The organism is Dyella sp. 2HG41-7 (genome assembly GCF_021390675.1).
Lineage (GTDB): Bacteria > Pseudomonadota > Gammaproteobacteria > Xanthomonadales > Rhodanobacteraceae > Dyella_B.
Map to the genome: position 1 here is coordinate 993,168 of NZ_JAJEJV010000004.1, position 13,980 is coordinate 1,007,147.

Here is a 13,980-nt window from a genome sequence, read left to right on the forward strand (position 1 = left end):
AAGACGAGGCCTGCCGAACAACCGGCCAGGCCGCCGGACTGGGCGAACCAGTCCACCGGGCGCGCACGCTTCCGCCGCGCCTTGGTGAGGCGCGTTGCAAAAGCGGACGCGGTATCGCACACTAGGGGTGCAGGCCTTAGAACTTGCACCTCTACGAAAGCCCAGATAACCCCTGCCAGGGTTCTGGGCTTTCGTGCGTTACGGGCCCGGATAATGGGAAGAACGGGCTACGTCATATGTCCTCCTCGCGCGCGCATTTCGACGACGGTTCATCGTTTGGCCCGGCACGGTCCGCCACGGCCGACGCCAGAGCGCTCCCTTCCGTCTTGACGAGATAGGCAGCCAATTCATCGGCGCGGGCCATCAGGCCTCGCGACTGACCCGGTATGGGGTACAAGCGCAGACCGATGCGTCCTGCCTGGTGGGCGCGCTGAAAGGCGCGCGCATTGTCGAACCCCAATGCTCGCCATAGATCGGCGCCGCGCACGGTCGCTATGGGTTGGATGGAGGCTGGGGACCGGTGGGAAGCCATCGCACTGCCTATCGAGGTGGGCCGTGTCGGACGGCGGGCAAGACGTGCCCAGCATTTAAGGCTGACTTGTTGGCATTTACTATTCCAGCGAATTGCATGAATACTCCACTCCATGTCCACGTCTCCTCGCAACCATCCTGGTCAGCCACCCAAAGACATCGCCCAGAGGTTGAGAAACTGGGTTTGGTACTGGTTGGTGAAGCAGATCACCGGCAAGTCCGACGAGCGATTGGATGAGGACTATCTGCCGCACGGCACGGCCGAGGGTGCGCGACTGCGGTTCTTTCAACGGGTGCGCAGTCTGGGTAGCGACCCTTCTGTTCCCCGCAAGACATGGAAGGGTGAGTCCGTGTTTGACCGGGTTCACGCCAGCGGCGGCGACCCGAACCTCGATGTCGCCCGAGATGCATTTCATTCGAAGCTATGGTCGATGTTGGCGGCCCCTACATGGACTGTTGAGGATTACCAACGCTTTATCGATGAGCTGATCCAAGCGCGCGGGTGGTATCGCGCATCGGTGAAGGATCGACAATTGGGCAGGGTGTTTTTCCGCGATGATCCCGCATTCGGCCAGAGCGCCGATCGGGATCATGTCTACAGCACGATGTTGACGCATTTGGAATCGCATCCATCTGCGGACCATGTGGCATTACTCGCGGCGTTGTTTCGCGAAGCACTCGGTGAGGTGGCGCTTGAGACAGCCCTTCAACTGAGTTCATCGCTGCGCGCATGCACATCCCTGTGGTTGCATGCCATCGAACTCCCTGATGAAGTCCGTGAGCTCGTGCAGAAGCTGGTGGAAGACCGCCTGGTGCGGAATAGTTGGAAAACGCCGAACCTGGACCAGGCAACGCAGAACCAGCGTCAGTACGTCAAGGCGCTCACGTATGCTCATTTGAAGCAGTCTCCCTATTCTCAGCCGCAGAACGCCTCTTTCCCGATCGTGCTTCCCTCTCCCCGATTGAAATGGCTCGCTGAAAATCGGGAACTGCTTGAACTGGCGGCTAGCCGCATCGGGCTGGCCCAACAAAGCGTCTTCAACCTTGTTGGAGGCCAGGTTTTCCTTGAGGGAGGCATTTTTGAGCGCGACGAATGGGAAGAACTCATGCAAGCGCGTCAACAACAGGCTCAGGCATGGCGGCAGGTCGAGCAAGACATTCGCGACACCATCCGACCACCGCCGCGCGATACCCGTTTCTGCTTGCCCGTCAAACCACGCCGAGGTTCGCGCAGTCATAATCGTGCCCGCCCGTACTTGGTTGATGGTTCGATAGAGACCGAGGATTAAAAACAGCACGCTTCGGACTAGGCCTTTTCGTCTACGTCACCGATGGGCGCCATTGGGTTTGCGCAGATCAAACGCGTTGACAAGCGACCCTTTATTAGGAAATCTCAATGATTCTCGATGCGCGGCCCAGAGCAAAGTGAGAGGCAGCCTTTCAGCGCTGAAGGAAATGCCAACATCGGCCGATAGCAAAAGATTAGGACCAAGAGGTCCTAGCCTCGGCTAGCCAGGGATAGCGATCGAACCATGATGCAGGGAATGACGCGCGATAACGCTATTGCAAATGTGGCGTTGGAGTACAAAGAGACGTGGTGGCTGGCTTGGCTGCATCTGCGCCGCGCCCGGACGCTGCATTTTAACAAAGCCTATCTCATCCTCGACGGCGCGCGCGTCGATTTTCAGGACATAACGGCACTCAAAAGGCGAATTGCACGCTGGCCTTTCCGGCGCCGCGGCTACGGTCAACTTTGGGTGCAATTTCGTATCGGCCCAGAGTGGCACGATATTGCTTATGTCATGGAAGACCATGATGTCAATGCGTTTGGCCATTCCATCAACAACGCGATAGCCACATGGATCAACGAACGACTGATCCAACTCGAATTGAGAAAGACGCAGCTGATCGAGAAGGTCGAAGAGGTGTACAACCCCTTGCGCTACGTGCGCCACTCGTCGGCGACCCGACTGATTCGCGAGCAACAAAAGGAATACGCCGATCTTCAAGCCCAATGGCAATCGACCAGCCTGCACAGCGGGTTGACCAAAGAGCAAAGGGGTCAGGCCGCCGCGTCCTTGGCAAGACTCGAGGGTCTGGCTGGCCACTTCAACGACATGGCCGCGGCGCGCGAAACCCACAATAAGACATACGCCGCAGACATGAAGATTGCGGAAGGTGGTTACTTCAGAACGGTCGAGAGCAGCGAGCTGACGGAGGAGCAAATTGCGTCGGTTCTTACTTTTGAAGACGCAACGTTGGTGCTTGCTGCCGCCGGGTCAGGCAAAAGCTCATGCATCGTGGCCAAGATCGGATTCGCGCTCAAATCTGGGCTATTTAACGACGGCGAGATCCTCGCCCTCGCGTACAACAAAGACGCCGCAAAGAGTCTCGCGGATCGCCTCAATGTAAAATTGGAGAGAGCACTGGGGCGGAAAGTCCACGTTAAATCCAAAACTTTTCACTCATTCGGCCTTTCAGTCATGGTCGAACATTACGGCGAAAGCTATGAGCCGAAAGTCCTCGAAGAAGACAAGGGTGAAGAGGGGAGATTTCTCAAGGATACGATCAGCACGCTGCTCGAAACGGACGCACGTTTCCGCGGTGCGCTCGCAGAATGGCTTCTCCTGGTTCCCTACGACGATCCGCAACCGATCGGCGTCGCCGGTGATTTAGAACAATGCGCTCAGTTATACGAGGATTGCTGTCGCGAGAAAATTCGCGCGAAGCGTGACAAACAAAAGAAGTACTACGAGCCGAGCATACCTACTCTAGATGTCAACCTGCACGTTCGTTCGCTCGAAGAACGAAGCATCGCCAATTGGCTGATGCTACGTGGTGTCGCCTTCGAGTATGAGAAATTGGATTGGGACGGTGCAAAACGCCTGGGCATGAGTCGCCGGCCCTATAAACCCGACTTTACTTACGAATGGACCGTAAAGCTTACCAATGAAAAGACGAAGACCATTCGCGTTGTCCACGAACACTTCGCGTTGGACAGTGACGGTAGGGCACCCTCCTGGATGGGTGGCGATGAATATGCCAAACAAGCGCAAACCAAGCGGCACATGTTTGCCAGATGGTGCAAAGAGCCATCGGAAAAACGCTTGATCTTCATCGAAACCACCAGTGCACAATATCGGGATGGTTCGATATGGACCCATCTGGAGAACGCATTGCGTGGAGTGGGTCTCAAACTGTCGGAGCCTTCGCCGGAACTTTACAAGAAGGCGATCGCCAGCTTCCGCGAATCAACGGACTTGGAAAAACTCATCATCGATTTCGTGCTGCGATTCAAAGAGTCTGGATTGACCCAAAACGAGGTCGAGGCCGAAGCATCGCAGCAATCACATCCCTACCGGACAAAGCTGTTTCTGCGGGTTGCTTTCGAAGTCTTCCAGGCTTACCAGCGTTCACTTAAGAAGGCGGAGCGGATCGATTACGCGGATATGCTTCGTGACGCCTTGTCGCTATTGCAAGACAAGAGAGTCCTAACGCCCTTCCGGTTTGTTCTCGTCGATGAGTTCCAAGACATCTCCCGATTACGCGCGACTTTGGTCCGCTCCGTGCTGGACCAGGGATCCGATGATTCCATCGTGTTTTGCGTGGGCGATGATTGGCAAACGATCAATCGCTTCGCCGGCTCCGACGTCGGTATCTTCACCGGCATTGGAACTTACTTTAATCGTCATGTCGCACAGGTGAAGCTACGCAAGACCTTTCGCTGTGCGGACGGCATTGCCCAAATCTCCAGAGAACTGGTCCTGCGCAACGCAAGTCAGTTGCAAAAGGAGGTGACCGCTTATGCTGCAAAACTTCCCAACTGCGTGCGCGTCGTTTTCCATCAGGGCAATGATCGAGCGAGATTGGAGACTGTGATCGCGGAGCTTGATCAAATTGCCGTGACCGGGCGTCAACTGGAGCTTGCGAAGCCTACTGTGAAAATTCTCATGCGAACGACAGCAGATACCACCGCTCCGCGGGGATTTGAGAGCGAAGAGGTCGCCAAGAACCTTAGAGCCCGCTACGCCAAGCGCCTTCAGCTCGACGTGCAGAGTGTGCACGGTTCAAAGGGATTGGAGGCCGACTTTGTCATACTTGTTGGTCTGGATTCGGGTTTTCGAGGATTCCCGGACGAACGTCCTCCGGAACCCTTATTGGACCTCGTATTACCCAAACTGCAAGACCTCAACGAGGAAGAGCGGCGATTATTTTATGTAGGACTGACCCGTGCGCGGCATCAAGTCGTTGTCTTGGCGGACGGCGAGGCACCCAGCGAATACGCGCTCGAGCTTTGGGAACTAGCGCAGAACTACGGATTTATCGAATGCGTGGACGGAGGGTTGAACCGAAAGCCATGTCCGAAGTGCAAAGTTGGGTCGCTTCGAACTCGTCCCAACAGCAGTATCAGCCGTTGCACACGATCCGTTCGCTGTGGCTACCAAGCGCGAAATAGGAGCGACTAATGACCGGAAAGCAATGGACGAAGGCCGGGATCCCTCCTGATTGGAAATGGATGCCGGCCTTCGGGGATGACGAACGACTCTTTATTGATGCGAATCGCTATATCCAACAGCTGCAAGAAAAGGTCCATCTACAAGCTTCGGTTCCATCGGGCCATCGATCACATCAGAACTATGTCTACGGCAGCACCGGCAACACTGGCATAGACCAATTTTGACCCGTGGCTCCCGTGCATTCCTGTATCGTCAACTGTGTACCGGCAGCCCCCTCCGTCAGGCAATACTGAGTGCCGGCGAGGTTGCTAAATAGAAGATTGCGGGCGCCCCCGATCGACCACTGTTGACTGGCGCTGCCCGTGCATTGATCCACCATCACCGCCGCGCCGGATGGCGAGTCGGGAGTGGCGACGTCCAGGCAAAGATTGCTCTGTAGCCGCATGGTGCCGTCTCTCCCGAGCACCCAGGCTTGGGCTTCCTTCTTTTTGTTGCAACTCTGGGTGGTAGCCGGCACATCGTTGGTGTGGTCATCACCCGAATCCACACAAAGGCTATCGTCGCCCTGGTACAGCCCGCGCAGCAAATTGCCTTCGCCGTTGAACTGCTCACCATTCAGGACATCGCTGAAGTCGCTGCACGTTGTGTTCGTCCCGGTGCCTGAAACGGTGGCTTGGACACCGTTGCTGCTGGGCGCATCGAATATCACATCACTGAATGGCTGGTTGTAGCAGTTTGCATTGGGCGAGCGGCCTTCAAGATATGTCGTCCGGCTCACCATACCCTGCGGTGAAAGACTGGTGGCGTCAGTAAGGATGCTGCCTAGCTTTAAAGACAAGGCAGGGTTGTAGAGATCGGTAACCGTAACGCCCAGCCACTGGCCGCCTTCGTAGGCGACGTGGAATTGATACTCAGTGACTGTGGACCACATCGGTATGCGGCAGGTAACACGAGGGTTTTCGCCTCTGTAAACAGTGCAACTGCTCCCGGGATCGCCGGATGTATATTGCGTCGCGCCCCGTACCGTAAACACGAAGTTAGGGCCGACGCGGCTGCTGTCCTCCATACCGACATAGCCGCCGTTGCTGCTACCGACCAGGCGGAAATGATCCGCAAAGCGCACATTCGCGCGATAACCCGGATCGGCCTGCACATTGATGTCGTAGTCCACCGAAGTTAGTCCGGTAACCGAAGAACTCCATTGATACGTAACATAGGTGCCGGGTACGTCGCCGGCGTGGGCGAAGCATGGAAACAGCAAAAGCAATGGCAAGCTATACAAGCTCTTTTTCGCTTTCATGAATGCCTCCGTTGATTTGACCCCTTATTGACGACGCAAATGGCTCGCATACGAGCACGTGCGAAATACCCCCCGCTGCGATTCGCGGCGGCGTGTTTGATATACGCGGTTGTTCCCAACAATAAGTTTATGCAGGTATAAGTTGATGGAGCGTGAGAGATTTACACGCCCATTTTCAACGGATGAGTCTGCTTCCTCGCACAGATCGGCATTTATCGTGATGGGCTACTTTGCTCTGTGTGCAATCGGGTTTCCCAATTTATGGTTTCCCCATTTATCTAGCCGCGAGCAAGCAAAGCATTCACAAGATTGGCACCTTTCCTTTTGTCGAACTTAAGAGTTGGATGAGTAGGATGTAGTGTCATCCATGACTTCGGAGGGACTTCAATGGCGCGAGTGGCGTGCCTGACCCCGCAGGAAAAGCACTTCTTAGTGAAGTTCGCCCGTCAAGCAGGCAAACGTTTGCAAAATCGAGTGTCCTTTGGTCAGCTCGATTGCGCGACGGTGGAAGAAGTGCGCTCATCAGTGCGTGTGATGATCAGCCTTCTTGAGAAGGGGCTCATTCAAACCGAGGATAAGTATGTTTTCGAGCTAACCTCCAAAGGAATGGAGGCTGTCGCAGTGGTGCTTGAAGAAGGCGGTTTAGTCCACCCTTAATCGCGGACGTCCGGTTATTGATTAGCGGTCCGGTCACCAACATTGCGGAGGCGGTGAAGTGCGGAGACGCACCAGCTTATAGGTTCTCAAGTGAAGGTCCCCATGCTCTTGTGCGAGTTTGCCAGTTAGCGCGGCATCTCTGATTGGCGATGCTCAGATCGCGCGGCTTGCCAGGCGTCGCGCGCGGCGTCCACATTCATAATCATGATGCCGATGCCCACGATGAGGTCCGGCCATCGGGTGGGCCAGAGAACCGATACGCCACCCGCCACGATGATGGCGACGTTGGCAAGTACATCGTTACGCGCTGAGAGAAACGCCGCGCGCGTCAAACTGCCATGGTGGAAGCGATAGCGCGCAAGCAATAGCGCACACGAGAAATTGATGACCAACGCCCCCAGTCCCGTCAATGTGAGTGGCACCGGCGCGGGCGCAGCGACAGAAGTGCCCAGAAGCTTGGTGACGATGAACCAAAGCGCAGCAAGCGCCGGGACGAGCAAGACCAGGGCTAGCATCATGCCGACGCGCGCGCGTGCGCGCATGCTCCATGAAAGAGCCACCAGAATCAGCAGATTGACGGAGGCGTCCTCAAGGAAGTCCACACTGTCGGCAAACAAAGAGACGGAGCGGATGAGCAAGGCGACCGCGAACTCGATGCCGAAATAGCCTAAATTGAGGCAGATCACCGCAAGCACGGCTCGTCGAAACGCTCGGTTTGTCTCTTCGCCCGTAACTGTGTTCAAGCGCGACTCCTATGACATCGTCACTATCCGGCTCCATAGCGTAATGGATGCCATATTGGAGACAATGGTCAGCGGCGAGTGATCTGATTGCAGACGCTATGGGTCACTTTTCTATCAACACGTTCTATCAATCAGTCGCTGCTCGTCGCACGACGAAGTTGATCCGTCAAACCAACGGGTCTATCGTGAGGCGGACGTGCGCCGCCTGACCTTCATCCGGCGGTGCTGTGATTTTGGTTTTTCCATCGATCAGGTCCGCCTGTTGATGTCGTTGATGCATGACGGGAGGCGTTCCTGCACGAAGGTACGGGAGATCGCCTCTCAACACCTGACGGGTATCAGGAAAAAACTGGTGGAGCTGAGGGAACTGGAACGCAGCGTGGCGGCGTTTGTGGAGAGCTGCGATCGATAGTGCGCCGGCGGCCAGGGACCGGACTGCGTCATCCTCGGTGAACTGACGATCAGGCCGACGATCTCCACCTCGTGTTGCCAGCGCTGCGTTTGATTAGACCGGTCGATAGTCTGGTCAGCGCGTGATGCAATCGCCTCGGTACGTGCAGAAGGCGTAGCCATTCAAAACACCTGAGGCCCACGTATAAGCTTCGAGCGCTGATTGGCCTTTGACGGGGTTAAAGGGCTATCAAGTACAGCTACAAGCAACACTGTTTGTAGGCGCTTTAGCAAATCTAGTACGGTTCTACTTCCAGATGAGTAGGGGTCGGAATGGATATTCGTGAGACTTTGCTTGGCGAGTATGGACATCGGATATCACCAAGCCCTGGTCCCGTAGAGGCGTCATTTTGTTCGGTCGCCGAGCGATTCAAAAAGCTGAAATTGATTTCTCAGATGGACGAGGAGACTGTCACGGCGGCGTTCCTTGGGGGCGTGACGGCTTCGTTTCCACTGTGCTCTCTGATTTTCGGTTCTGGGCAAAGCAGTGAAGTGCAGTGCATGTGGGGGCACTTTCATAAGTCCACGGGGCGGTCCTCCTCTTCGGACCCCGATACGGAGGCTTATCGCGGCGCCGACTTTGCCTTGGTCATCGGCATTGACGAGCTCCATGTCAGGCTCGCCATCTTTCAGGCTAAGAAGGCGGACTTCCGCTTTTTGAAAGTGACCATCGATAATGTTTTAGAAGAGGACAGTCGGGGTGAGGCGAACCGTGGAGAAAGAAAGTTCGATGTCATGGCGCAGGAGAAACGACCCGTTCTAAATGTTCATCGTCGACCACCACGGCGCGGTAAACCTGTTGAAGAGTGGCGAGAGTCGCAATTGGTTCGCTTGGTTAGAACAGGTCATGAAATTCTTTTTGCAAACGAAGATGTGCCTGCCCAAAGCATCACTGATGAAGGAAATGATTGGGAAAAAAGCGCCCGAGACTGTGCTCAGGGAAAACTTTTTTTCAAGGAACATACCTTAAAAGACCTGCTCAGCAGTTTGGATTGGATTCACTACCTCGGCTATGTTGGCGAGGATGCTGTTTGTGTTCCGTTGTCGGCCTTTGACCAAGCGGTATTGAGGAGAGAGTTGGAGAACGAATCTTTTACCGTCAATGATGTTTTTCTGGATGGACTAGACAGAGAGCCATTTGTTGATGTTCTTCTCAATGGGGTCAGCGGCCCCAAATACGAAGAGACGCTAGAGCCTTCCACATGGGACCCAAGCTCTAAGGTCGAAGGGTGGACAACAGTTCGCGTTGAAGTCGTAGAGGCGATACTTCCTCACCTTCAAAAAATGATGGATGTTTATGTGGGGGACGACACGGGAACCGTTGGACCTCGATTGCAGAACAGAGTCGATGCAGCGATGGTCGAAACCGTCCCGACGTCGCCATCAAATGCGAAACTGGAAAACAACTTGAGCGAGACGAGACGGCGTCCTATGCCATCGTGACGGCGTCAACACCAGATATACGCGGTGTGCGTGCAATCACCAGCGTTCTCGGGCTACGTAATAGGAGAGTTATTTGAACCCAGGAATGACGGGCGAACCATGGCAGGTGCATCCGAGTTCAGCACTTGGACGAATGTAATAGCCTCTCACAAGTAATCCCTTTTGCACGCTGTAGACCTTCCCCTCCAACTGCTTGTGGTGAGGATTGAGGCCAGGAGCAAGGCCACATGTGCCAATGGCCCAGCGTGCTTCTTCAACGCCAAGCCCTGCGAGGCGATGAATGTTTTCCACTTCAATGGCAACAAAGCTTAGATAGTTTGCCAAGCCTGCGGACTTCACGATGCCGTGTTCGGCCCTAAGATGCGTTGCAAGCGCGTAGCCATCACGAGGGGTCTCCAGCAAAGCCTTGGCGATGGGATGCCGGGCCTCAGGCGTGATGAGTGCCTTGTAGAGCTCTGCAACCGACACCGCCTGTTCATTCGTGAGGTTCGGGAACTGGTCTTAAAAATCGGGAGCCGTGTAAGGCAGGAATCCACGCAATGGCGACGCCGGCTCGGAGGAAATAGAACTGCTGAGATGGCTCTGATGTGATCGATTGCCCGACGGAACCGAAGCTTGTAGACGGGACCTTTTCTTGCAGTGGTTGAATACGGCGATTCGCATCAATAAAGAGCCGCCCGTCGTCTCCAAAGGCCGGAATCCATTTCCAATCAGGATGTATACCGGCCTTTTCCTATTGCTGTCCGGGGATTTGGTTGATCGTGTAAGCGACTTGAATGGGTGCGAGACGAATGCCTCTTCAGGACTTGATGCTGAACTGGAGGACCATCTCATCGACTTCGCAAAGTGTCCTTGGTGTCTGCTTGGGTCGAAAACAGACAAAAGCTATTCGTATTTTGTGTCGTCACGATAACCGTCGCTGTTACGGTTTCGGTGTCGTGATTTCCGGAGCAGTCTAAAGAGACCCTTTCAACGCAACTGATAGCTGAAGGTGAAGTTCACACGCGGTGAGCGATGGGCCGAGCCCAACGGTTTGTCCCCGATGGGCTGTGCCACGGTGAGGTCAAATGCGTAGTAATGCTTGTCTGTCCATCGCACGCCAAGCCCTGCCGTGCCGAGCTTTGCCGGGGCCGGCTCGCCAACGTTGAGATATACGCGCGCAAACTGCGTAACGACGTAAGGCGTCACTTGCCTGACCCAACGGTTCGACAGCTCATAGCGTTGGTTTATTTCCAGTGATGCCCCCCAGCCGCGGTCGCCCACGGTTTCTCCCGGATCGTAGGCCAGGCCATAACGCGGACCACCGAAACTGATCTGTTCGGTAGTGGGCAACGTGTTGTGGCTGTATTGGCCGGTCACGCTAAACACCGTGCCGAAGCGATGCGGCCAAACATTGCTTTGCAAGAAGGTAGCGTCATAACGCGTGAAGGTCGGATCCACCGGCGAGACAAACACCAAGTTGCCGAAGCGCGTCATCACGTTGGCGTTCGCGCCGAGTCCATCGATGCCGCGTGCGATCTCTATGTTGATCTTTTGCAGGCTGGTGCCACCCGTCTTCAAGTAATCCAGCTTCCCATTGAAGACGCGCAGCCCATCATGTTGGGTTAGTCGTGCGCCGGTGATGGTGTTGGTATACGTCTCGTCGAGCGTGGTGACGTACGCGCCACCGGTGGCGGTGACATTGGTGTGATTGTCCAACAGCAAGGGATAGCTCGCGGCGAGCGCGAATTGATCCTGATGCATGGTTTGCCGAAGGTAGTAAGGCAGTTGATTGTCGGTATTGGGGCTACCTTGGTAATGCGAACCGTTGAAGTGCAGCTGCGCACCATCCGAACCGAATGACTGCAAATAAGTCAGCGCATACAGATGTTGATGCCCAGGACCAGGAGGCAGCAACGTGGAAAGACCGATCTGCTCGGCCAGAGGCAGCATGCCGTTCTCGGTAAGGGTGGTGAGCCCCTGCACGCCAGGATGATCAAAATCGATGCCCGTCGTGGCGTTGAAGCGCGTGCGCTTGACCGTGAGCACCAGGTGCGTGGCGCCGTCGGTGGTGGTCGGTGCCGGGACGTTGGCATCAATGTGCAAACCGGGCAACATGCCCAGCACTTGCAGGTAGCGCTCGAACGTCGCCTGGCGCAGCGGACGATCCCTGATGATGTGCGCCGCGATGACACGAATTTTCGATGTCATATTGCCGGCGTCGCCGCGAATGTCGACATCGGCCACATAGCCTTCCACCACGGTGATGTGCACGGTGCCCTTGGCGAAATCCTGAGGGGGCACGTAGCCGAACGACAGTGCATAACCGTGCGTTTGGTAAATGGTGCTGATCTTCGCCGCGGCATCGAGCACGTCGGAAACGTGTACCGTCTTGCCGGTCATCCGACTGAACAAGACCGCGACGTCCTTGAACGGTACGGCATGCACGCCGACCACATCGAAACGTGATGGCGTGATGGGTGTGACGAGCAGCGCAGCCAGGCGCGGATTGGCGGCTCGCGTTTGCACATGAGTGTTGATCTTGGGTGCCGTCGGCGTTTCCACCCGGGGCAGGTTTTGTAGCGGGTTGGCGCTTGCAGGTGGGCGCACCTGTGCTTCCACTTGCATCGACATCACCAGCGAAACGCCGATGGCCAGGCTGATCCATGCCTTCATGCAATGCCCCTGTGGTCTTGGTCTTGGTGGTTAGGCGGGGAACGATCGATCGTGCGAGTGCGTGCGCAGCGATACGGCGAAGGCGACCGAAAGTCGCCTTCGCTCCATGTGCGCTTACACCGTGCTCAGAGACCGTGCTTGCCGAGCAAACCGGTGAGTCCCTGATCCTTACTGCTGCTGGATGATGTGCCGCCCGTCACGGCACCTAGCACACCGCCGGTGCCGCTGGTGCCCGTCAGACTCGCTACGCCATTGACCACATTGCTGGCCGTCTGGGTGACCGGTTGCAGCGAGCCATTCACGCCGGTGGTACCCGCGCCGCCCACCGAGGCGACCGTGTTGCCCACGGTGGTGACGGTCGTGCCCACTGCGCCAGCGACTGGGCCCAGTCCCGAGGCAGCGCCAGAGTTGGTGGCGCTGGTCAGTGATTGGCCTGCACTTGCCAGCGTCTGGCCTACACCCGTGACCGCATTCGTAGCACCGGCTGCCGTCACGCCGACCGGATTACTAATGTTGCCGGATTGTCCCAAGCCGGCGGTGACGCCAGTGCCGAGTGTCGTGACCGCAGTCCCGGTGCCTTGCACGGTGTTGCCCACCAGTTGTGTGACCGATGATGCGCCGGGCACAGACGAACCGGTGCTGGCCACTTGCGCGCCCACTGACGAAACAACGCTACCTACGCCGCTGGTGGCGTTGCCGCCGGCTTGTGACACCGCGGCGACCAGATTGCCAGCACCGTTGCTGCTGCCTTGGCCCAGTGTTGCGACGGGTGTCAGTGTGTTACTGGCGGTCTGCGTCACCGCCTTCACCAGCCCCGTGCTGAGATTATGATCGAGCGGCGTACTGCCCGCCGATATGTCATTGCCGACCGTTGAGACGACGCCGCCGAGCGTAGAGGTGATCGGTTGGATCGGCGATCCCTGGAAGGAACCGACGCTGGCAACAGTCTGGCCGAGATCGTTGACGGCTTGGCCCGAATCGTTGACGCCACCACCCAGACTTTGCACAGTCGTGCCGACCGGGTCTTTGCTACTACCGATCTGGCCGAGTCCACTGCTTACGCCATCGCCCAATGCCGTCACAGCGTCACCGGTGTTGGTAACGACACCGCTCAACCCTTTGGTGACGCCGTTGTTGCCCAACGCCGATTGATTGGTAAGTTGGGAGCCAATGGTGCTGACTGCACCGCCAAGGCCGGCCACCGTTCCGCCCGCGCCGGTCGCCACGCTACCGAGCAGAGTGCTGGGTGGGGGCGTGCCAGAGCCGCTTCCACCACCGCCATTTCCTCCGTCACCGTTTCCGCCGGCCCCACCACCGCTTCCGCTACCGCCCGTGCCGGTGATCCCGCCTCCGCCTGAACCAGAACCGGCACCCGTTCCGGATCCACCGCTGCTACCAGTCCCACTGTTGCCGCTGCTTCCGGAGGCGCTTGAGCCCTCCGACCCAGAACCACCTGACCCAGTGCCGCTTGATCCGCTCCCGGAGGGAGCCACAGCGACGCCTCCGGATGAATGATGGACGCCACCTGATCCGCTGCACGCCGCCACTGACAAGACGGACGCGGCAATTAGGCTCGCCAAAAGCGTTTGTTTGAGGATGTTGCCCGAAGATGTGTTTCGCATGACTCGTCACTCCATGTGTGCGCGCGTCCTCCTTGGCCTTGCACCAAGTGGACACGCTCGATGAATGCAAACCGCTATCCCCCGACCGGCTCATGCATGCCGGTGTCGCGTGCAACCTTGAA

At 56.7% G+C, this 13,980-nt stretch carries 11 protein-coding genes; 6 read left to right on the forward strand and 5 right to left on the reverse strand.

Annotation, left to right across the window (positions count from 1 at the left end):
- Positions 1-728: 728 nt before the first annotated feature.
- The 3 genes from L0U79_RS05825 to L0U79_RS05835 all read left to right on the forward strand — a co-directional run bounded on the left by L0U79_RS05825 (position 729) and on the right by L0U79_RS05835 (position 5,212).
- The gene (locus L0U79_RS05825) at positions 729-1,820 is read left to right on the forward strand and encodes a hypothetical protein (protein WP_233840943.1); all 1,092 of its coding nucleotides are present in this window, start codon (positions 729-731) and stop codon (positions 1,818-1,820) included.
- Between the two features lie 243 nt (positions 1,821-2,063).
- Positions 2,064-4,997, forward strand: a complete 2,934-nt coding sequence (locus tag L0U79_RS05830; RefSeq protein ID WP_233840944.1) for a UvrD-helicase domain-containing protein — start codon at positions 2,064-2,066, stop codon at positions 4,995-4,997.
- Positions 4,997-5,212, forward strand: coding sequence for a hypothetical protein (locus tag L0U79_RS05835; protein WP_233840945.1), 216 nt, complete (start codon positions 4,997-4,999; stop codon positions 5,210-5,212). The genes L0U79_RS05830 and L0U79_RS05835 overlap by 1 nt, the downstream gene beginning before the upstream one ends.
- Here L0U79_RS05835 and L0U79_RS05840 read toward each other — a convergent pair.
- Positions 5,173-6,288, reverse strand: a complete 1,116-nt coding sequence (locus L0U79_RS05840; protein WP_233840946.1) for an RICIN domain-containing protein — start codon at positions 6,286-6,288, stop codon at positions 5,173-5,175. The two genes, L0U79_RS05835 and L0U79_RS05840, sit on opposite strands and share 40 nt — an antisense overlap.
- Positions 6,289-6,675: 387 nt before the next feature.
- Here L0U79_RS05840 and L0U79_RS05845 point away from each other — a divergent pair, with 387 nt between their 5' ends.
- Complete coding sequence (locus L0U79_RS05845) at positions 6,676-6,945, forward strand: hypothetical protein (protein ID WP_233840947.1); 270 nt, start codon at positions 6,676-6,678, stop codon at positions 6,943-6,945.
- A 125-nt stretch (positions 6,946-7,070) separates the two neighbouring features.
- Here the strand turns inward: L0U79_RS05845 and L0U79_RS05850 are convergent, their stop codons facing one another.
- Positions 7,071-7,688, reverse strand: coding sequence for a cation transporter (locus L0U79_RS05850; protein WP_233840948.1), 618 nt, complete (start codon positions 7,686-7,688; stop codon positions 7,071-7,073).
- Positions 7,689-7,818: 130 nt separating this feature from the next.
- Between L0U79_RS05850 and L0U79_RS05855 the strand changes: the two genes are divergently transcribed.
- Together L0U79_RS05855 and L0U79_RS05860 are read left to right on the forward strand one after the other, a co-directional pair.
- Positions 7,819-8,100 carry a MerR family DNA-binding protein gene (locus L0U79_RS05855; RefSeq protein WP_345778449.1) on the forward strand — a complete coding sequence of 94 codons (282 nt, stop codon included), beginning with the start codon at positions 7,819-7,821 and terminating at the stop codon, positions 8,098-8,100.
- Positions 8,101-8,411: 311 nt separating this feature from the next.
- On the forward strand, positions 8,412-9,581 hold the full coding sequence (locus L0U79_RS05860; protein WP_233840950.1) for a hypothetical protein: 1,170 nt from the start codon (positions 8,412-8,414) through the stop codon (positions 9,579-9,581).
- Positions 9,582-9,650: 69 nt separating this feature from the next.
- Here L0U79_RS05860 and L0U79_RS05865 read toward each other — a convergent pair whose 3' ends face one another.
- The 3 genes from L0U79_RS05865 to L0U79_RS05875 form a co-directional block, all read right to left on the reverse strand.
- Positions 9,651-10,049, reverse strand: a complete 399-nt coding sequence (locus L0U79_RS05865; RefSeq protein ID WP_233840951.1) for a hypothetical protein — start codon at positions 10,047-10,049, stop codon at positions 9,651-9,653.
- A 501-nt stretch (positions 10,050-10,550) separates the two neighbouring features.
- Positions 10,551-12,236, reverse strand: coding sequence for a POTRA domain-containing protein (locus L0U79_RS05870; protein WP_233840952.1), 1,686 nt, complete (start codon positions 12,234-12,236; stop codon positions 10,551-10,553).
- 125 nt (positions 12,237-12,361) lie between these two features.
- Positions 12,362-13,462: a collagen-like triple helix repeat-containing protein gene (locus L0U79_RS05875; RefSeq protein WP_233840953.1), complete on the reverse strand. Its 1,101-nt coding sequence runs from the start codon at positions 13,460-13,462 to the stop codon at positions 12,362-12,364.
- Positions 13,463-13,980 lie beyond the last annotated feature (518 nt).

Coding starts and splice junctions, on each gene's coding strand:
- L0U79_RS05860 (WP_233840950.1), top strand. CDS start 8,412: ATGGATATTCGTGAGACTTTGCTTGGCGAGTATGGACATCGGATATCA.
- L0U79_RS05870 (WP_233840952.1), bottom strand. CDS start 12,236: ATGAAGGCATGGATCAGCCTGGCCATCGGCGTTTCGCTGGTGATGTCG.
- L0U79_RS05835 (WP_233840945.1), top strand. CDS start 4,997: ATGACCGGAAAGCAATGGACGAAGGCCGGGATCCCTCCTGATTGGAAA.
- L0U79_RS05845 (WP_233840947.1), top strand. CDS start 6,676: ATGGCGCGAGTGGCGTGCCTGACCCCGCAGGAAAAGCACTTCTTAGTG.
- L0U79_RS05830 (WP_233840944.1), top strand. CDS start 2,064: ATGATGCAGGGAATGACGCGCGATAACGCTATTGCAAATGTGGCGTTG.
- L0U79_RS05840 (WP_233840946.1), bottom strand. CDS start 6,288: ATGAAAGCGAAAAAGAGCTTGTATAGCTTGCCATTGCTTTTGCTGTTT.